We start from the raw sequence: 19656 nt of genomic DNA, 5'->3' as shown, positions 1-19656 counted from the left end.
CTCAGTAACCGGCCAGCGCCGACGGGCGGGTGGCGTGCGCGGGCATGGTGGTGGTGAGGCTGCTTTCGCCGACGGGCACGCTGCGGACGCTCGTGTCGACGAGGCTGTCGCTGCCGTGGTACGCACCCTTCGACAGCCGTACCTTGTCGGCCAGTTCGTGCAGCGCCGATTCCAGGGCCTTGGCCTCCGCCTCCCAGGCGGCGGCGTACGCGTTGAACGCCGCGGCGGCGTCCGGGCCGCCGAGTGCGTCGTCCGTGTAGCACATGCCGGGCTGGATCGCCTCGCGGATCTTTCCCGCGTCATTGCCCGCGGCGTCCAGTTCCTTCGCCTGCCCGGACATACCGGACCTGACCGTGTAGCCGTCCGAAGACGTGCCCATCCGGCTCCCCCGTATTGCGTCGATCATGACCGCGAGGGAGGCTAACACGCGGCAGTTGCAAGGAAGCCCAGCCGTCACATGCCCTGCACCGAGCCGACACGCCGTCCCCGCCGGGACGCCGTGCCGAAAACCAGGAGAGCGACCGACATGTCAGCCCCCGCAGAGCGCAAGCACCGCGTGGTGACCGCCTTCCAGCGGCGCATCGCCAACCCCCTCAACCGCCGGCTGCCGTTCCAGACGCTCCTGGAAACCACCGGCCGCGCCTCCGGCCTGCCCCGGCGGACTCCGGTGGGCGGGCGCCGGGTCGGTGAGTCCTTCTGGCTGGTCTCCGAGTTCGGGCAGAAGTCGCAGTACGTGCGCAACATCCAGGCCGACCCGAGGGTCCGCGTCCGCCTCGCCGGCCGCTGGCACCGCGGCACCGCCCACCTCCTGCCCGACGACGACCCCCGCGCCCGCCTGCGCGCCCTGCCCTTCCTCAACAGCACGGCGGTCCGGGCGTTCGGCACGGACCTGCTGACGGTGCGGGTGGACCTGGAGGACTGAGCGAACGCGAGGGGCTCACCCCGGCCACACGAGCGCCTGCACCTCGCTGTAGGCGTGCAGGGCGTAGGAGCCCACGTCCCGGCCGACCCCGCTCTTCTTGAAGCCGCCGAACGGGGCCTCCATGTTGCGGGCGACCGTGTTGACGCCCACTCCGCCCGCCCGCAGCCGCCGGGCGACCCGGAAGGCCCTGGCGACGTCACCGGACCAGACGTAGTCGACGAGGCCGTAGTCGGAGTCGTTGGCGAGGGCCACGCCCTCCTCCTCGTCGTCGAAGGGGACGACCACGACGACCGGGCCGAAGATCTCCTCGCGGGCCACCCGCATGTCGTTGGCGCAGTCGGCGAGGAGGGTGGGGGCGACGTAGAACCCCCGCTCCAGCGGCGGGCGTTCGCCGCCGGTGACCACCGTGGCGCCCTCCTTGCGGCCGAGTTCGACGTACCCCTCGACCCGCGCCCGGTGCTCCGCCGAGATCACCGGGCCGACGACCGTGTCGGGGGCGCCGGGCGGGCCGACCGGCAACCGGCCCGCCAAGGCGGCGAGTCGGTCCACCAGGGGGGCGTACACCCCCCGCTGCGCCAGCACCCGCGTCGGCGCGGTGCAGATCTGGCCGCTGTAGAAGGAGAACGTGGTGCCGATGCCGGCGACGGCCGAGGCGAGGTCGGCGTCGTCGAGGACGAGGGCCGCGCCCTTGCCGCCCAGCTCCATGAGCTGGCGTTTCATGTCCCGGCCGCACACCTCGGCGATGCGCCGGCCGACGGCCGTGGAGCCGGTGAAGCTGACCATGTCGACGTCGCCGGACGCCACCACCGCCTCGCCGACGGCCACGTCCCGCGCGGAGACCACGTTCACCACGCCCGGCGGCGCACCGGCCTCCTGAAGCGCCTCGGCCATCCGGTAGACGGACAGCGGGTCCTGCGGGGCGGGCTTGACGACCACGGTGTTTCCCATGGCCAGCGCCGGGGCGATCTTCCCGGCCGGGTTGGCCCACGGGTTGTTGTACGAGGTGACGCAGGTGACGACGCCGACGGGCTGCCGCAGGGCCAGCGCGCCCGTCACCCCGGCCCGCCCCATCGGACCGGCCTCGTTGATCTGCGGGGCGATCGGCCACTCGGCGGGCTCCACGCGCGCGTACCGGCGGAAGCGGGCGGCGGCCACCCCGACCTGCATCGCGCGGGCGGTCGCGGTGGTCGCCCCGGTCTCCGCGCGGGCGAGATCGGCGTACGGCACCAGCCGGTCACGGATGATCTCCGCCGCCCGCGCCAGCACCGCCGCCCGCTCCTCGGGCCGGGTCCGCGACCACGCCCCGAACGCCTCGCGGGCCGCCGCGCAGGCCGCGCGCGCCTGCTCCGGGGAGGCCTCCGGCGCCCGGCCGACGGTCTCCTCGGTGGCCGGGTCGGTCACCGGGTAGTACCCGCCCTCCGGCTCGACCCACTGCCCGCCCAGGAACAGCCGCTGCTCCTCGTGCCCCGGGGTCACCGCGTCCCCACCGTCCGGGTGTCGGTCCCCGAGCGCAGCACCCGGCCCGGCACGGCACCGCTCACCGCGTCGTCCCGGATCGCCTCGACCCCGTTGACCCACACGGCCCGGATGCCGATCGCCGCCGAGTCCAGGCGGGGGCTGTCCCCCGGCAGGTCGTGCACCAGCCGCGCCTGTCCGGCGTCGATCCGCTCCGGGTCGAAGAGGACCAGGTCGGCGTGCCAGCCCTCGCGTACCTGCCCGCGCCCGCGCAGCCCGAAGAGCCGCGCCGGGTCGTCGGTCAGCATCTTCACCGCCTGCTCCAGAGCGACCAGCTTCCGCCCGCGCAGGCAGTCCCCGAGGAACCGGGTCGTGTACGGCGCCCCGCACATCCGGTCCAGGTGCGCGCCGGCGTCGGAGCCGCCCAGCAGGACGTCCTCGTGCCGCCAGGTCTCGGCGCGCAGCGCCCAGGAGGCCGGGTCGTTGTCGGTCGGCATCGGCCACAGCACCGTGCGCAGTCCGTCGTTCGCGCAGATGTCGACCAGGCAGGCGAAGGGGTCCTGGCCGCGCTCGGCCGCGATGTCCCGCACGACCCTGCCGGTCAGCCCCTCGTTGGCGGCGCTGTAGGTGTCGCCGACGACGTACCGCCCGAAGTTCGTCAGCCGCCGGAAGACGCCGGCCTCCCTGGATCCGGCCCGGCGCAGCAGCTCGGTCCGGACGGCCGGGTCCTTCAGCCGGGCGGTCCGCTCGGGCACGGGCAGCCCGAGGACCGGTCCCCAGCCCGGGATGAGGTTGAGGGCGCAGAAGGTGCCGAGGGACATGTTCATCGGGGTGAGGATCGGCATGGTGAGCGCCACCACCCGGCCGCCGGCCTTCCGGGCCCGCTCGCTCGCGCTCAGCTGGCGGGGCACGCGCTCCGGGACGGCCGCGTCGACGGTGAGGACGTTCCAGTTGAGCGGCCGCCCGGCGACCGCGCTCATCTCCACGAGCAGGTCGATCTCGTCGTCGCTGAACTGGTCCAGGCACCCGGCGACGATCGCCTCGATCTGCGTGCCCTCGTGCTCGCCGACCGCCCTGGCCAGGGCGAGCAGTTCGGCGGGCCCGGCGTGCCGGGAGGCGACCGGCCGGCCGTCGCCGTCGGAGTGGGTGCTCGACTGCGTGGTGGACAGCCCCCAGGCCCCCGCGTCCATGGCCTCGTGCGCCAGCCGCACGATCGCGTCCAGTTGCGCGTCGTCCGGCTGCCCGCCGACGGCGTCCGGGCCCATCACGTACCGGCGCAGCGCGCAGTGGCCGACCATGAAACCGGCGTTGACGGCGATCCGGCCGTCGAGGGCGTCCAGGTACTCGCCGAAGGAGTGCCAGCTCCAGGGCGCCCCCTCCTCCAGCGCCACGAGCGACATCCCCTCCACCTTGGACATCATCCGGCGCGTGTAGTCGGCGTCCTCGGGGCGGCCGGGGTGCAGCGGGGCGAGCGTGAACCCGCAGTTCCCGGCGGCGACCGTCGTCACCCCGTGGTTCAGGGAGGGCGTCGCGTACGGGTCCCAGAAGAGCTGGGCGTCGTAGTGGGTGTGGGGGTCGACGAAGCCGGGGGCGAGGACGAGACCGCGCGCGTCCTCGCTGGTGCGGGCCTCCTCGGTGGCGGTGCCGACGACGGCGATCCGGCCGTCGCGGAGGCCGACGTCGGCGGTGAAGGCGGGCGCACCCGTCCCGTCCACGACGGTGGCGCCCTTGATGACGTGGTCCAGCATTCCGGCGAACCCCCTTCAGACCGCTTGCCGGAACCGGGTGGTCCGGTGCACCGGATCCGTGTCGATCTTCGGAATCACGTGCTCCCCGATCAGCCGGATCGTCTGCAGCGTCTCCTCCTTCGGCACCCCCACCGGCAGCCCGAAGCTCAGCTGGTCGGCGCCCGCCCGCTCCCACCGCTCGCACTGGCGCAGCACCTCGTCCGGGTCGCCGCAGATCAGCAGCTCCTCCTCGACGAGCAGCTCCACGAACTCCGGGGTGTACGGGGGCAGGGTCTGCGGCCAGACGGGGAAGCCCTCGGGCCGGGGGAAGGTGTCGTGGTACCGGAAGACCAGCGACGGCAGGTAGTGCAGCCCGCCGTTCACCGCGATGTCGACGGCCTGCGCGTGCGTCGGCGCGCAGATCGCCGTCGTCGTCACCATCACGTTGTCGTTGACGAAGTCGCCGACCGGCTCGGCGTTCACGATCGCCGTCTTGTACTGCTCCAGCACCCACTCCATGTCGGAGACCTTCTGGATGCTGAAGCCGAGCACGCCGAGGCCCTTGTGCGCGGCCATGGCGTACGACGCCGGCGACCCGGCCGCGTACCACATCGCCGGGTGGGACGTCCCGTACGGCTTCGGCAGGACCTTCCTCGGCGGGAGCTGCCAGTGCTTGCCCTGGAAGCCGGCGTACTCGTCCTGCAGCCACATCTTCGGGAACTCGGCGATCGTCTCCTCCCAGATCTCCTTCGTGTAGTTCATGTCGGTCACGCCCGGTATGAACCCGAGGATCTCGTGGGAGCCGGCGCCCCGCCCGCTGCCGAACTCGAAGCGGCCCTCGCTGAGGTGGTCCAGCATGGCGACCTTCTCGGCGACCTTCACCGGGTGGTTCACCTGGGCGAGCGGGTTGAAGATGCCGGAGCCCAGGTGGATGCGGTCGGTCGCGTGCGCGAGGTAGCCGAGGAAGACGTCGTTGGCGGACAGGTGGGAGTACTCCTCCAGGAAGTGGTGCTCGGAGGCCCAGGCGTACTTGAAGCCGGACCGGTCCGCCTGGATGACGTACTCGGTCTCCTCCATCAGCGCCTTGTGCTCGGCCAGCGGGTCGGTCTCGGCGCGTTTGCCCACGTATCCCTGTACAAAGAGCCCGAATTCCACGGCGGTTCACCTTTCCCGGTCCGGGGGTGGTTCGTTACGCGTGCAACGCACTTTCTGACGTGGCGTCAGATAGGTCAATAGTTGACGCCCAGTCAGATGACCGAGACGCCCGCCAGCCACCCCCCGTCGATCACGAACGGCTGCCCGGTGATGTACGAGGAGTCCTCCGAGGTGAGGAAGAGCGCCAGCCGGGCCACCTCCTCGGGCCGGCCCACCCGGCCGAGCGGCACGAGCCTGCGGTACAGCTCGTCCAGGGCGCGGGTCATCTCCTCGGGGTCGGCGTCGGGGTCCAGGCGGGCCGGGTTGGACATCGGGGTGTCGATGGCGCCCGGGCAGATGGCGTTGACCCGGATCCCGCGGTCCGCCAGCTCCAGCGCCGCCACCCGGGTCAGCCCGAGGACGGCGTGCTTGGTGGCCGCGTACGTGCCGACGGCCGCCATCCCCGTCAGCGCCGTGTAGGAGGCGGTGTTCACGATCGTCCCGCCCTGCCCCAGCCGCGGCACGACCGCCTTCATGCCCAGGAAGCAGCCGACCTGGTTGACCCGCACGACCTGCATGAACTCGTCCAGCGGGGTGTCCGCGAGGGCGTTGAAGCGCAGGATGCCCGCGTTGTTCACGAGCCCGTCGAGCCGCCCGTACGCCTCCTCCACGGCCGCGACGGCCGCCCGCCAGCCGTCCTCCTCGCCCACGTCGAGGTGGACGTACAGCGCGCCGATCTCCTTGGCCAGCGCCTCGCCCTGCTCGTCCAGCACGTCCGCGACGGCCACCCGCGCGCCCTCCGCCCGGAAGAGCCGCGCCTCCTGCTCGCCCTGCCCGCGCGCCGCCCCGGTGATGAGGACGACCCGCCCGTCCAGCTTGCCCATCGGCACTCCTCAGCTCAGGTGGGGCGCGACCTCCGCCCCGAACGCGGTGATCTGGTCGATCAGTTCGGCCCGGTCCCGGCTGCGGAACCGGACCTGGATCTGGTCCACGCCCATCGCCCGGTACGCCCGCAGCGAGGCGGCGATCTCCCGCGGCGCCCCGGTGAGGGTCCGCCGCCCCACCTCCCAGCCGGGCCGCCCGACGTACAGCGGCTCGGTGATCGCCCCGACGGTGAACGGCCCCTCGGCGCCCGCCTTCGCCCGCAGGCCGCGGATGCGCGCGATCTGCGCGGGCAGCCGCTCGCGCGGGTCCCCCTGCGGCAGCCAGCCGTCGCCCTTCAGCGCCGCCCGGCGCACGGCGGCGGGGGACGAGCCCCCGACCCACAGGGGGATTCGCGGCTGCGCGGGCCGCGGGCGCTGGCCGAGGCCGGCGAAGTCGTAGGCCTTGCCATGGTGTTCGGGGAACTCATCCGGCCCGAGGGCGGCCCGCAGCGCGTCGATGGTCTCGTCCAGGACGGCGCCGCGCCGCGCGAAGTCGGCCCCGACCGCCTCGAACTCCTCCCGCACGTGCCCGGCGCCCACCCCGAGGATCAGCCGGCCGCCGGAGAGGTGGTCGAGGGTGGCGTACTGCTTGGCGGTGACGAGGGGGTGGCGCAGGCCGACGACGGCGACGTGGCTGAGCAGGCGGACCCGCTCGGTGACGGCGGCGAGGTGGGCGAGGGTGGCGACCGGGTCGTACCAGACCGTGCCCATGACCGCGGCCAGCCGGCGCGGGACGGCCACGTGGTCGCAGACGGCGAGGTAGCCGAACCCGGCCCGGTCCACCGCCCGCGCGATCTCCACCAGGTCCCCGGCTCCGGCCGCCGCCTCCCAGCGCTCGGCGTAGAGGGTGCTCTGCGACTGGACGGGGAGCTGGATGCCGTGGAGCGGGGCATTCACCGCCAGAGCCCTTCGGGGGTGAGCCCCAGCAGGTCGATGGCGTTGCCGCGCACGATCCGCTCGACCACGTCGTCCGCCAGATGCGCCATCTGGGTCTCGGCGACCTCGCGGGACTTGGGCCAGGTGGAGTCGGAGTGCGGGTAGTCGGTCTCGTACAGGACGTTGCCGACGCCGATGGAGTCGAGGCTGCGCAGCCCGAAGGCGTCGTCGAAGAAGCAGCCGTGCACGTGGTCGGCGAAGGTCTCGGACGGCGGCCGGGTGACCTTGTCGGCGACCCCGCCCCACCCCCGGTTCTCCTCCCACACGACGTCGGCGCGCTCCAGGATGTACGGGATCCAGCCGATCTGGCCTTCCGCGTACATCACCTTCAGGCGGGGGAAGCGCTCGAACTTACCGCTCATCAGCCAGTCCACCATCGAGAAGCAGCAGTTGGCGAAGGTGATGGTGGAGCCGACGGCGGGCGGGGCGTCGGCGGAGGTGGAAGGCATCCGGCTGCTGGAGCCGATGTGCATGGCGATGACCGTGCCGGTCTCGTCGCAGGCGGCGAGGAACGGGTCCCAGTCGTCGCCGTGCACGGACGGCAGGCCGAGGTGCGGGGGGATCTCGGAGAAGGCGACGGCCCGCACCCCGCGCGCGGCGTTGCGCCGCACCTCCTCGGCCGCCAGCCCGGCGTCCCACAGGGGTATCAGCGTCAGCGGTATCAGCCGGCCGCGCGCCGTCGGCCCGCACCACTCCTCCACCATCCAGTCGTTGTAGGCGCGCACGCACAGCAGGGCCAGTTCCTTGTCGGCGGCCTCGGCGAAGGTCTGCCCGCAGAAGCGGGGGAAGGTGGGGAAGCAGACGGCCGACTGGACGTGGCCCACGTCCATGTCGGCGAGCCGGGCGGTCACGTCGTAGGACCCGGGCCGCATCTGCTCGTAGGTGATGACCTCCAGCCTGACCTCGTCGCGGTCGACGCCGACGGCGGTGTCGAGCCGGGTCAGCGGCCGTCGCAGGTCCTCGTAGGCCCACCAGTCGCCGAGGGGCCCGTCCGCGCTCCCGGGGTCGCCCATGACGGGCTTGAAGCGGCCGCCCAGGAAGGTCATCTCCTTCAGGGGGGCGCGCACGATCCGGGGTCCGCGGTCCAGGTACTTCCGCGGCAGCCGGTCCCGCCAGACGGTGGCGGGCTCCACGGTGTGGTCGTCGACGGAGATGATCAGCGGGAACTGTGGTGTCTCCATGCGCCTCACGGTAGCGCTGATCTGACGGTCCGTCAGCTCCCTGCGGAACGGTCGTCCCGGCCGCCGGGTGCGAAGGGACTGTGAGGACCTTGTGCACTCAGGTGTGGCGGTCTGTGATCGCCGTCTCCCACGGCTGACGCAACCGCCCGGAACAAGGCAAACTGACGGGGTTGTTCGTGATGCCGAGGGGGACCACCGCATGGACGATGGGCCGCGAGTGCCCGAGCAGCGCCGTCCCGGCTCCGTGACCGGCACGGGACCGGAGGCGCTGCGGTTCGGTGTGCTCGGTCCGGTACGGGCCTGGCGCGGCGAGGAGCCGATCGGCACGGGCTCCCCGCAGCAGCGCGCGCTGCTGGCCGCCCTGCTGCTGCGCGAGGGCCGTACGGCGACGGCGGCGGAGCTGATCGACGCCCTGTGGGGCGCCGAGCCTCCCTCGCAGGCCCTGGCGGCGCTGCGCACGTACGCCTCCCGGCTGCGCAAGGCCCTCGGCCCCGGCGTGCTGGTCAGCGAGTCCGGCGGCTACGCGGTCCGGGGCCTCGCCGAGGGCGCCCTGGACCTGGCGCGGGCCCAGGAACTGGCGGCGCGGGCGGACAAGGCGCGCGCGGCCGGGGACCTGGGCCGGGCCCGCGACCTGCTGAACGACGCGCTCGGCCGCTGGGACGGCGAGCCCCTGGCGGGCGTCCCCGGCCCCTACGCCGAGACCCAGCGGGTCCGCCTGGAGGAATGGCGCCTGGGCCTGCTCGAATCCCGCCTGGACATGGACCTGGAACAGGGCTGCCACGCGGAGGCCGTCTCGGAGCTGACCGCGCTGACCGCCGCCCACCCCCTGCGGGAGCGCCTGCGCGAACTGCTGATGCTGGCGCTGTACCGCAGCGGCCGCCAGGCGGAGGCGCTGGCGGTGTACGCCGACACCCGCCGCCTGCTCGCGGACGAACTGGGCGTCGACCCCCGCCCGGGCCTGCGCGAACTGCAGCAGCGCATCCTCCAGGCGGACCCGGCCCTCGCGGAGCCGTCGTCCCCGACGGCGCAACCGTCCACGGTCCCCGTCCGCCCCGCGCAACTGCCCGCCTCGGTACCCGACTTCACCGGCCGCGCGTCCTTCGTCGCCGACCTGAGCGAGGTGCTGTCCTCGGCGTCGGAGTCGGCGGCGGCCGGGAGCCGGGTGATGGCGGTGTCGGCGCTCGCGGGCATCGGAGGCGTGGGGAAGACGACCCTGGCGGTGCACGTGGCCCACCGGGCCCGCACCGCCTTCCCGGACGGCCAGCTCTACGTGGACCTCCAGGGCGCGGGCCCGCGCCCGGCGGAACCGGAGACGGTGCTGGGCTCGTTCCTGAGGGCCCTGGGCACGGCGGACTCGGCGATCCCGGACTCCCTGGCGGAGCGTTCGGCGCTGTACCGCTCCGTCCTCGACGGCCGCCGGGTGCTGGTGCTGCTGGACAACGCCAAGGACGCGGCGCAGGTACGCCCGCTGCTGCCCGGCACGGAGGGCTGCGCGGCCCTGGTGACGTCCCGGGTCCGCATGGTCGACCTCGCCGGGGCCCACCTGGTGGACCTCGACGTGATGTCCCCGGACGAGGCCCTCGCGCTCTTCACGAAGATCGTGGGCGGGGAACGGGTGGCGGCGGAACGGGAGGCCGCGCTGGACGTGGTGGCGGCGTGCGGCTTCCTGCCGCTGGCCATCCGCATCGCGGCGTCGCGGCTGGCCGCGCGCAGGACGTGGACGGTCTCGGTCCTGGCGGCGAAGCTGGCCGACGAGCGCCGCCGCCTGGACGAACTCCAGGCCGGCGACCTGGCGGTCAAGGCCACCTTCGAACTGGGCTACGGCCAGCTGGAACCGCCCCAGGCCCGCGCCTTCCGGCTGCTGGGCCTGGCCGACGGCCCGGACATCTCGCTCGCCGCGGCGGCGGCGGTCCTCGACCTCCCCGCGGACGAGACCGAGGACCTCCTGGAATCCCTGGTGGACACCTCCCTGCTGGAATCCGCCGCCCCCGGCCGCTACCGCTTCCACGACCTGGTCCGGCTCTACGCGCGTGCGTGCGCCGAACGGGACGAACTCCCGCCGAGCGAGCGGGAGTCGGCGATGTCGCGCCTGCTGGACTTCTACCTGGCGACGGCGGCACGGGTGTACGCGATGGAGCGGCCGGGGGACCGGGTCGTGGACCACCTTCAGCCGACCGAGTATCCGGGGCTGAGGTTCGAGGACCGGCGTCGGGCCCAGGACTGGCTGTACGCGGAGGCCGTGTCCCTGCTGGCGTGCGTACGCCAGTTCGCGGGACCGCAGACGCTGCTGCGCGCCATCGACCTCCTGTGGGCCGCTGTCGACCTGACCGAGTCCGGCGCCAACTCACGGGAGTACGACGCCGCGGCCATCGCGCTGCGCGACGCGGCACGGGCCTGCGGGAACCTGCGCGCCCAGGTGCGGGCATCGGTCGTCCTGGCCAACGCCCACCAGCTGTCGGGGCGGTTCGCGGAGGCGGACGAGTCGGCCCGCGAGACACTGCTCCTCGACGACTCCTCCCGCGACCCGCTCGCCCTCTGCTGGGCGGCGAACATCCGCGGCGCCATGGCCTTCTACCAGCAGCGCTACGCCGATGCCGAGGAACACCTCAAGCAAGCCCTCGCGGACTTCCGGGACTGCGGCGACCGCGCCGGGGAAGCCAGCGTCCTGTGCAACCTGTCCCGCATCCACCTCGCCACGGGACGTCCGCAGAGCGCGGTGGAACTGGCCCAGCAGGGCGTCGGCATGTACGAGGGCCTGGGGCACGCCGTGAAGACCGCCAACGGGCGTTACGCCCTGGGGATGGCCCTCACGCAGAACGGCCTGCCCGCCGAGGCCGCCGAACGGCTGCACGAGGCGCTCGCGGTCTTCCGGGAGAGCCGGCAGCGGCTGTGGGAGGGAATGACGCTGTTCCGGCTCGCCGAACTCGATCTGTCCGCGGGCCGGCACGCCCAGGCCTCGGTCAGCGCGGAAACGGCTCTGACCGTGCTCCGCGGGATCGGGGGCGAGTGGCGGCGCGGGATGGTCCTCACCGTCCTCGGCCAGGCGCTGGCCGGAATCGGGCAGTCCGGACGGGCCCAGGTCTGCTGGCAGGAGGCCCTGACGATCTACGAGTCGCTCGGCTCCCCGGAGGCCGGCACCGTCCGCGCGCTGCTGGCCCCCTCCGCCGCGGCCTGAGCCGTCGGGCACGTTCATCGTTCGTTTATCGCGCCACGGCAGTCTCGTCCTGTCGATCCGTCGCGTCGGGGGGCAGACGGACCGGCTGCGGGATCGCCTGCGCGAACGATCTAGGGTTGGGCGATCCGAGGCCCGTCCGGCCGTCCATCGGGGGAACGGCCGGACGGGCAGCCAGACGAGTACAGCGCCAATGGGGAGGAAGCACCATGAGCGAGAGCACGCAGGACGAGACCGTGACCCCGGACAACGTCCACATCACCGATGCCCCGGTGAGCACGGACAACGTCCACATCACCGACGCCCCGGCCAAGGGCACGGGCACGGTCACGACGGACAACGTCCACATCACCGACGCCCCGGTGAGCACGGACAACGTCCACATCACGTCCGACCCCAGCTGAACCACCTCCCACACGGGGGAACCGGCCGCGACGGCACCGAGGGGGAGCCGTCGCGGCCGACGTGCGTCATGGGTGCGGTCCGCCCCGCAGCACCCCCTTCACCACCTTCCCGCTCGCGTTCCGCGGCAGCTCGGGCACGAACGTCACGGACCTCGGCACCTTGTAGTTCGCCATCTCGCGGCGGGACCAGGCGATCAGGTCGTCGGCGGTCAGGACCGAGCCCGGTCTGCGGACGACGAACGCCTTGCCGACCTCGCCCAGGCGCGGGTCCGGGACGCCGATCACGGCGGCCTCGCGGACGTCCGGGTGGAGGGCGAGGAGCTGCTCTATCTCCGCCGGGTACGCGTTGAAGCCGCCGACGATGAACATGTCCTTGATCCGGTCCGTGATGCGCAGGTTGCCGGCGTCGTCCAGGACGCCCACGTCGCCCGTACGCAGCCAGCCGTCCGGGGAGAGGACCTGGGCCGTCGCCGCCGGGTCGCCGTGGTAGCCCCGCATGACGTTGAAGCCGCGGACCAGGATCTCGCCCGCCGCGCCGGACGGCACCGGCAGCCCCTTCGCGTCCGCCACCCGCACCTGCGTGCCCGGGATCGCCCGGCCGGAGGTGGCGGCGATCAGGGTCGGGTCGTCGCCCCTGCGGCACATCGTGACGATGCCGCTCGCCTCCGACAGCCCGTACGCCGTGAGGACCGTCTGCACGCCCAGTTCGCCGCGCAGGCGCTCCACCAGGAGCAGCGGCACGACCGCCGCGCCCGTCACCACCAGGCGCAGCGCCGACAGGTCGTAGGCCGCCCGGGCCGGATGGTCCAGCAGCGCCTGGTGGAGAGTGGGCGGGCCCGGCAGGACGGAGACCCGCTCCGCCGCGATGTTCGCCAGCGCCGTCTCCGCGTTGAACACCGGCTGCGGGATCATCGTCGCGCCGCGCATCAGACAGGCGATCACCCCCGCCTTGTAGCCGAAGGTGTGGAAGAAGGGGTTCACGATGAGGTAGCGGTCCGTGGGGCGCAGGCCCGCCAGGTCGGCCCAGATGCCGTACGCCCGCAGCGTCTGCCCGTGGGTGATCACCGCGCCCTTGGGGCGGCCCGTCGTGCCCGAGGTGTAGACGATGTCCGACACCGAGGACGGGTCCAACGCGGCGGCGCGGGCGCGTACTTCGGCTCCCGCCGTCGCCTCCCCTGCCGCCAGGAAGTCCTTCCACGTCCGGAACTCCGGCGGCGCGTCCTCCGCCAGGACCACCACCTCCGCCAGGTCCGGCAGGCCCGGGAGCGGTCCCCGGCCGGTGTCCGGCGGCCCCTGACCCGCCGCACGGCGCAGGCTCGCGACGTACGACGTGCCGAGGAAGGTGCCCGTGACGAAGAGGAGCCGGGTCCCGCTGCGGCGCAGGACGTCCGCCGCCTCCGTGCCCTTGAAGCGGGTGTTCAGCGGGACGAGGACCGCGCCCGCCGACACCGCGCCGAGGGCCGACACGATCCAGTCCAGGGAGTTGGGGGCCCAGACCGCGACCCGGTCGCCGGTGCGCACCCCGCTCGCCAGGCAGGCCGCCGCCGCGCGTTCGACGCGGGCGCCGAGTCCGGCGTACGTGATCCTCGTACGGCCGTCCACCACGGCCTCGCCGTCCGCGTACCGCTCGGCCGCCCAGCGCACCAGCTGCGGGATGGTGTCCCACTTCCGCTCGTCCACGGCGCACGCCCCCTCCGCGTAGCTGACTGCCCGTCAGATTAGAGGTAATCTGACGTGCTGTCAGGACGTCAGGAGGGGGAACACGCCATGGCAGTCGCCGGGCTCAAGGACGCCACCGCCATCGTCGGGATCGGGCAGACCGCGTTCGCCAAGCGGCTTGCCGAGGACGAGAGGACGCTCGCCTGCCGGGCCGTGCTCGCCGCGCTCGACGACGCCGGGATCGCGCCCGGCGAGGTGGACGCGCTCGCCTCCTACACCATGGAGGAGACCGACGAGGTCGAGCTGGCCAAGGCCGTCGGGTTCGGGGACCTCACCTTTTTCAGCAAGGTCCCCTACGGCGGCGGCGGTTCGTGCGCGACCGTCGCGCACCTTGCCGCCGCCATCGCCTCCGGACAGGCCTCCGTCGGGGTCGCCTGGCGCTCGCGCAAGCGGGGCAGCGGGCCCCGGCCGTGGACCAACACCACCGTGCAGCTGCCGACCCCCGCGCAGTGGACCCGGCCCTTCGGCCTGCTCCGGCCCGCCGACGAGATAGCCATGCTGGCCCGGCGGTACATGCACGAGTACGGGGCGACCCGCGACCACCTCTTCAACGTCGCCCTCGCCTGCCGCAACCGCGCCAACCAGAACCCGGCCGCCGTGATGTACGACCGGCCGCTGACCCGGGAGATGTACATGACCTCCCGCTGGATCAGCGAACCGCTCTGCCTCTTCGACAACTGCCTGGAGACGGACGGGGCGTTGGCCTGCGTCGTCGTGGGCAGGGAGCGGGCCCGGGACTGCCGGCACAGCCCCGTGTACGTCCACTCCGCCGCCCAGGGGCTGCCCGCCCAGCACCACGGCATGGTCAACTACTGGAACGACGACCCGCTCACCGGCCCCGCCTGGACCGCCGCCCGGCACCTGTGGAAGCACGCCGACCTCACCCCGGACGACGTCGACGTGGCGCAGATCTACGACGCCTTCACCGCCCTCGTCCCGCTCTCGCTGGAGGGGTACGGCTTCTGCGGCCGGGGCGAGGGGGGCGCGTTCACGGAGGGCGGGGCCCTGGAGATCGGGGGGCGGCTGCCGCTCAACACCTCCGGGGGCGGGCTCTCCGAGGCCTACGTCCATGGCTTCAACCTCATCACCGAAGGCGTGAAGCAGCTGCGCGGCACCAGCACCGCCCAGGTGCCCGGCGCCGCCACCTGCCTGGTCACCGCCGGTGAAGGGGTGCCCACCTCCGCTCTGCTGCTGAGGAGTTGATGATGCTGACCCCCCTCACCGACACCGACGGCGCCCCCTTCTGGGAGTACGCCGCCCGGGGCGAGCTGCGCGTCCAGGCCTGCGCGGACTGCGGTGAGCCCCGCTTCCCGCCCCGCCCCTGCTGCCCGCACTGCCGGTCCTTCGCGAGCCAGTGGCGGCCCACCAGCGGGCGCGGGCGCGTGTGGTCCTACGTCGTCCCGCATCCGCCGCTGCTCCCCGACTACGCCGAGCAGGCGCCGTACAACGTCGTCGTCGTGGAGCTGGACGACGCCCCGGGGGTGCGGCTCGTGGGCAACGTGGTCAGCCGGGCGGGGGCGCCGCTGGGCTCCCTCGATCCGGCGCGGATCCGGATCGGGGCGCGGGTGCACGCCGTCTTCGGCGGCGGACTGCCGCAGTGGGTGCTCGCGTGAGCCGGAACACCGTACGGGTCGAGGCCGACCGGGACACCGGGGTCGCCGTCGTCACGCTGGACCGGCCCGCACGGCTCAACGCCGTCGACCTGGAGATGGTGGACGAACTGACGGCGGTGTGGCGTCGGTTGCGCGTCGACGACGCTGTGCGGGCCGTCGTGCTCACCGGGGCCGGGGAGCGGGCCTTCTGCACCGGGATCGACCGGGACGTCGTCGTGCCGCAGCCGTCGTCGCCGTACATGCAGGACGATCCGCTGCTCCGGCTCGGGCCCAAGGCCAACGACCTGTGGAAGCCCGTGGTCGCCGCCGTGCGCGGGATGGCCTGCGGGGGCGCCTTCTACCTGCTGGGCGAGTGCGACTTCGTCGTCGCCGACCCGACGGCCGTCTTCTTCGATCCGCACACCGCGTACGGCATGGTCTGCGCCTACGAGGCCATGCTGCTGGCCGCGCGGATGCCCTACGGCGAGGTGGCCCGGATGACGCTCATGGGCACCGCCGAGCGGATCTCCGCCCGGCGCGCCCACGAGATCGGGCTGGTCTCCGAAGTCACCGGGGAGGGCGGCGCGTTGGCCGCCGCCGTGCGCTGCGCGACCGTGATCGCCGGGTATCCGGCGCCGGGCGTGCAGGGCAGCGTGCGGGCGCTGTGGGCGGCCCGGGAGGCGGCCCTGGCCCAGGCGTTCGCGCAGGCGCCCGCTCTCATCGCCCTCGGCAATCTGCCGGGCGAGCGGCAGGCGGAGCTGTTCGCCGGGCGGCGCGCGGGCGGGTTCCGGGTGCGGTGAGCGGTCAGAGGACCGGGGGAGGCCGTCGGTTCGGGAGCGCAGTGGTCGAGTGTGCCGAGCCGGTGCGCGTCCGGGAAGGAGACGCGCGCCGGGGAAGTGGCCCCGCGGGCACGGGGATTGGCGACCTCGACGGTCGCGTACGGCTTCGCACGGGTCGCGCAGCCGACCAGCCTCACGGTGCCGTCCCGCAGCGTCGTGCCGGCTGTGGTGCCCTCGGGCGAACCTCATCCAGCCCGGCGCCTGCGTGGCGGGGCTCCGGCGGCCGGGGTAGCGTCTGCCCTGGGACGGCCGCCGTCTGGAGCCCTTTCCGTGACGCACCGGTACGACGGCCGTCACGCACGCCGGCGCCCCCGCTCACGCCGTGCGTGCCGTGCCCGTGCCCTTCTCCGCGTCCAGCGCGTACACGCACCGGTCCTTGCTGCACGCGTACACCACACCGTCCTTGACCACCGGGGAGCCGGTGATCTCGCCGCCGGTCGCCAGCTTCCAGCGCAGCCGGCCGTCGTCGGCCTTCAGGGTGTAGAGCAGGTGGTCCGTCGAACCGAAGTGAATGCGGCCCTCGGCGACGGCGGGCGCGCCCACGACGTCACCGCCCGCCTGGAAGCGCCACTTGGGCGTGCCGGTGACGGCGTCCAGGGTGTACAGCGCCTTGCCGCTGCCGACGTGGACGTGACCGGCGGCGACCAGGACCGGCTCGATCGAGGAGCGGGCCTCCGTCGCGATGCGCCAGCGGTCGCGGCCGTCGGTGGCGTCGAGGGCGTAGACCGTGCCGAGGTAGTCGGCGAGGTAGACGCCGCCGCCCGTCACCGCCGGGCCCGGCGCGAAGGTCGGCGGGCTGAGGAAGACCGCCGGGGCCTCGAAGTGCCAGCGGACCATGCCGCTGACCGCCTCGACGGCGATCACCCGGGTGCCGGCGGAGACGTAGACGTAGCCGTCCGGGGCCGGGGTGAGGCGCACGGGCACACCGCCGCAGGAGGCCGCGTCGCCGACCGGGTACGACCAGCGCTCCTCGCCGGTGCGGGCCTCCAGGGCGCGCAGCCGGGCGTCCTGCCAGACGTAGACGGTGCCGTCGTGGACGAGCGGGCCGGACTCGGGGGCCTCGAAGTCGGTCTGGCAGCCGCTGATCTCCCACAGCTTCTGCCCGGTCGCGGCCTCCCAGGCCTGGACGCCGCCGCCCCGGGTACCGGTGACGACCGTGCCGTGGTCGGCCTTCAGCGAGTACACCCAGGCGTCGGTCGACAGCCGCCACAGGTCGGTGCCCTCACGGGCGTCCAGGGCGAACAGGGTCGGCCCGTCGGAGGCGTGGACACGGCCGTCCGCGACCGCCATCGACCAGGCGACGTCCCGCGTCTTGAAGCGGCGGCGGCCGGTCGCCACGTCCAGGGCGTGCACCTCGAAGGAGGTGACGTAGACCAGGTCGCCCGCGACGGCCGGCGTGCCCCAGACATCGTTCGACATGCGGAAACGCCAGGGGCGCCAGCCACTCGCCGGCTCCGGGGGCACCGGCGGGGCGGCCGGTACGGCGGGGTCGGCGCCGGCGAGGCCGGGGCGCGGCCGGGACCAGGTGGCGACCAGGCCGGCCTCCGGCGGGGGTGCCTTCACGGCGGCGGCGCGGGCGTCGGCGACGCGCGGGCCGGGGCCGATGGGCACCTGGGCTCCGGCCAGCCGGACCGGCCCGCTGTCGGGGGCGGCGACGGACACCGGCGGGACCGAGGGGGCCGGCGGGACCGGCGGGTCGTACGGGGGCGGCGGGGGCACCGCCTGGCGGCCGCCGGCGCTGCCCCGGCTGCCGGGGCCGGGCGGAGCGCTCTTGACGGGCGGGCGGCCGCCGCGGCGGGACTCGATGAGGGCGACCGCCTTCTCGGGCAGCCAGGCCGAGGCGGTGCCGCTGTCGTCGGTACCGGAGCCGAAGAGGTGCGGCGCGAGCTGGGCCTGGAGGTCGGCCGGGGTGGGGCGCGCCGTGGCCTCCATCTGCATGCAGACCTCGATGAGCGGGCGCAGCTCGTCGGGCAGGCCGGTCAGGTCCGGGCCCTCGCGCAGCAGCATGAAGACGGTCTCGACCGGGTTGGCGCCGTGGAAGGGCGGGTGGCCGGTGGCCGCGAAGACCAGCATGGAGCCGAGCGAGAAGACGTCGCTGGCGCCGGTGACGCTGCGGGAGTCCTTGGCCTGCTCGGGGGACATGTAGGCGGGGGTGCCGACGGCGACGTTGGTCATGGTCAGGCGGGTGTTCGAGACGCCCGACGCGATGCCGAAGTCGATCACCCGGGGGCCGTCCTCGACCACGAGCACGTTGGACGGCTTCAGGTCGCGGTGGACGAGCCCCGCGCCGTGGATGGACTGGAGGGCCTCCGCGACACCCGCCGCGAGCCAGCGCACGGCCTGGGCCGGGAGCGGCCCGCAGTCGTTCACTATCTCCTCGAGGGAGGGCGCGGGGACGTAGGCGGTCGCGAGCCACGGCACGGCGGCGCGCGGGTCGGCGTCGACCACGGCCGCGGTGTAGAAGCCGGAGACCGCGCGGGCCGCCTCCACCTCGCGGGTGAAGCGGACCCGGAACAGCTGGTCCTCGGCCAGCTCGGTGCGCACTGTCTTGATCGCCACACGCCGGCCGGACGCCGAGCGCGCGAGATAGACCAGCCCCATGCCTCCGGCCCCCAGCCGGCCCAGCACCTCGAACGGCCCGATCCGGCGCGGATCGTGCTGCGTCAGCTGATCCACCACTTGCCTGCCACCTCCCCGTACTGGCCGCGCCACCCCATATGTACGCGACCGACGTGCAGCGTCTCACCACCGCACCGCCATGGCGGCACGCACCCCGATTCTTCCTGGCCGGGCGGCAGGTTGCGAACCCGGTGATAATCGGGGTGTCTCGCCACTGATCCCACTAAAGCGGTCGGATCGGCGACGCTCAGCGCCACAGGAGCGCGAACGACGCCCCCTGATTGTCGGTGACGACGGCCACCCGGCCGTACGACGTCTCGAAGGGCGGCGCCTGCACCCGGCCGCCGAGCCGCTGGACGGCCCCGAGGGTGTCGTCCAGGTCGGTGACCCGGAAGTGGGTGAGGAAGTGCGGGGGCATCTCGGCCGGGAAGACCTCGGTGACCTCGGCCCGCCCGAAGTCGGGCTGGGCGCCGGCACCGAACAGGGCTTCGTGGAAGAGGCCGCCGTAGAACGTGTTCGCGGTGGCGGTGTCGCGGGTGTAGAGCTGGGCCCAGACGAAGGTGCCGGGCTCGCGGCGGCGCCCGAAGCCCCGGTGGCGGCCCGGCTGCCACAGACCGAACACCGCGCCCTCGGGGTCGGCGGCGAGGGCGGTGACGCCCAGGTCGTCCAGCGGGGCGGGGGCCAGCACGACCTGCCCGCCGGCCGCCGTGATCCGCCGGGCGAGGGCCTCGGCGTCCGGGGTGGCGAAGTACACCGTCCACACGGTGGGCATCCTGCCGTCGGTCTTGTGCGAGAGCGCGGCGACCGGCGCGCCGTCCGTCCGGGCCCACACCGAGGAGCCGTACGCGTCCTCGAAGGACCACCCGAACAGCTCGCCGTAGAACCGCTTGCCCGCCTCCACGTCGGGCAGCTGGGCGTCGACCCAGCACGGCACGCCCTCTCCGTACACCTCCTCCGTCTCGACCACCTCCCCCTCGACCACCTCTTCCGCCTCTTCCGCCTCTTCGTTCGCGGATGCCCTGTTTTCGGCCAT

The 19656-nt window shown here is 73.7% G+C and carries 16 protein-coding genes; 6 read left to right on the top strand and 10 right to left on the bottom strand.

All coding sequences use genetic code 11. The annotated features are described in order from the left end of the window. Position 1 precedes the first annotated feature (1 nt). Entirely contained in the window at positions 2–379 is a 378-nt protein-coding gene (locus ACZ60X_RS28360) for a hypothetical protein (RefSeq protein WP_469604175.1), read from the bottom strand. A gap of 147 nt (positions 380–526) precedes the next feature. Between ACZ60X_RS28360 and ACZ60X_RS28355 the strand changes: the two genes are divergently transcribed. Continuing rightward, positions 527–922 carry a nitroreductase/quinone reductase family protein gene (locus ACZ60X_RS28355; RefSeq protein ID WP_469604173.1) on the top strand — a complete coding sequence of 132 codons (396 nt, stop codon included), beginning with the start codon at positions 527–529 and terminating at the stop codon, positions 920–922. 15 nt (positions 923–937) lie between these two features. On the opposite strand, the gene ACZ60X_RS28350 is transcribed toward ACZ60X_RS28355, so the two are convergent. From ACZ60X_RS28350 to ACZ60X_RS28325, 6 genes are all read right to left on the bottom strand, one after another. Beyond that, entirely contained in the window at positions 938–2398 is a 1461-nt protein-coding gene (locus ACZ60X_RS28350; RefSeq protein WP_469604171.1) for an aldehyde dehydrogenase family protein, read from the bottom strand. Then, positions 2395–4125, bottom strand: coding sequence for an N-acyl-D-amino-acid deacylase family protein (locus tag ACZ60X_RS28345; protein WP_469604167.1), 1731 nt, complete (start codon positions 4123–4125; stop codon positions 2395–2397). The genes ACZ60X_RS28350 and ACZ60X_RS28345 overlap by 4 nt, the downstream gene beginning before the upstream one ends. A gap of 15 nt (positions 4126–4140) precedes the next feature. Beyond that, positions 4141–5259 (bottom strand): LLM class flavin-dependent oxidoreductase, encoded by a 1119-nt coding sequence (locus ACZ60X_RS28340; protein WP_469604164.1) that lies wholly within the window; start codon positions 5257–5259, stop codon positions 4141–4143. A 92-nt stretch (positions 5260–5351) separates the two neighbouring features. After that, on the bottom strand, positions 5352–6122 hold the full coding sequence (locus tag ACZ60X_RS28335) for an SDR family NAD(P)-dependent oxidoreductase (protein WP_469604162.1): 771 nt from the start codon (positions 6120–6122) through the stop codon (positions 5352–5354). Between the two features lie 9 nt (positions 6123–6131). Next, positions 6132–7058 (bottom strand): LLM class F420-dependent oxidoreductase, encoded by a 927-nt coding sequence (locus ACZ60X_RS28330; protein WP_469604161.1) that lies wholly within the window; start codon positions 7056–7058, stop codon positions 6132–6134. Further along, positions 7055–8278 carry an amidohydrolase family protein gene (locus ACZ60X_RS28325; RefSeq protein ID WP_469604159.1) on the bottom strand — a complete coding sequence of 408 codons (1224 nt, stop codon included), beginning with the start codon at positions 8276–8278 and terminating at the stop codon, positions 7055–7057. Before ACZ60X_RS28325 ends, ACZ60X_RS28330 begins: the two co-directional genes overlap by 4 nt. Before the next feature lie 199 nt (positions 8279–8477). Here ACZ60X_RS28325 and afsR point away from each other — a divergent pair, with 199 nt between their 5' ends. After that, positions 8478–11453, top strand: a complete 2976-nt coding sequence (gene afsR / locus ACZ60X_RS28320; protein WP_469604156.1) for an SARP-family global regulator AfsR — start codon at positions 8478–8480, stop codon at positions 11451–11453. A 206-nt stretch (positions 11454–11659) separates the two neighbouring features. Beyond that, on the top strand, positions 11660–11854 hold the full coding sequence (locus tag ACZ60X_RS28315) for a hypothetical protein (protein WP_469604154.1): 195 nt from the start codon (positions 11660–11662) through the stop codon (positions 11852–11854). A 66-nt stretch (positions 11855–11920) separates the two neighbouring features. Here the strand turns inward: ACZ60X_RS28315 and ACZ60X_RS28310 are convergent, their stop codons facing one another. Next, complete coding sequence (locus ACZ60X_RS28310; protein ID WP_469604151.1) at positions 11921–13534, bottom strand: FadD3 family acyl-CoA ligase; 1614 nt, start codon at positions 13532–13534, stop codon at positions 11921–11923. A gap of 87 nt (positions 13535–13621) precedes the next feature. Here ACZ60X_RS28310 and ACZ60X_RS28305 point away from each other — a divergent pair, with 87 nt between their 5' ends. The 3 genes from ACZ60X_RS28305 to ACZ60X_RS28295 are packed head-to-tail and all read left to right on the top strand — an operon-like array spanning position 13622 to position 15965. Beyond that, positions 13622–14776: a lipid-transfer protein gene (locus ACZ60X_RS28305; protein ID WP_469604149.1), complete on the top strand. Its 1155-nt coding sequence runs from the start codon at positions 13622–13624 to the stop codon at positions 14774–14776. Positions 14777–14778: 2 nt separating this feature from the next. Continuing rightward, complete coding sequence (locus tag ACZ60X_RS28300; protein WP_469604353.1) at positions 14779–15186, top strand: Zn-ribbon domain-containing OB-fold protein; 408 nt, start codon at positions 14779–14781, stop codon at positions 15184–15186. After that, positions 15171–15965: an enoyl-CoA hydratase/isomerase family protein gene (locus ACZ60X_RS28295; RefSeq protein WP_469604146.1), complete on the top strand. Its 795-nt coding sequence runs from the start codon at positions 15171–15173 to the stop codon at positions 15963–15965. The genes ACZ60X_RS28300 and ACZ60X_RS28295 overlap by 16 nt, the downstream gene beginning before the upstream one ends. 354 nt (positions 15966–16319) lie before the next feature. On the opposite strand, the gene afsK is transcribed toward ACZ60X_RS28295, so the two are convergent. Then, positions 16320–18683 carry a protein serine/threonine kinase AfsK gene (gene afsK / locus ACZ60X_RS28290; protein ID WP_469604143.1) on the bottom strand — a complete coding sequence of 788 codons (2364 nt, stop codon included), beginning with the start codon at positions 18681–18683 and terminating at the stop codon, positions 16320–16322. Between the two features lie 187 nt (positions 18684–18870). Next, on the bottom strand, positions 18871–19656 hold the full coding sequence (gene kbpA / locus ACZ60X_RS28285; RefSeq protein WP_469604139.1) for an AfsK-binding protein KbpA: 786 nt from the start codon (positions 19654–19656) through the stop codon (positions 18871–18873).

This window comes from Streptomyces sp. NPDC104106, from assembly GCF_055584345.1.
The sequence above is the reverse complement of the archived record's forward strand: the minus strand, read 5'-3'. Positions and strand labels throughout refer to the sequence as shown.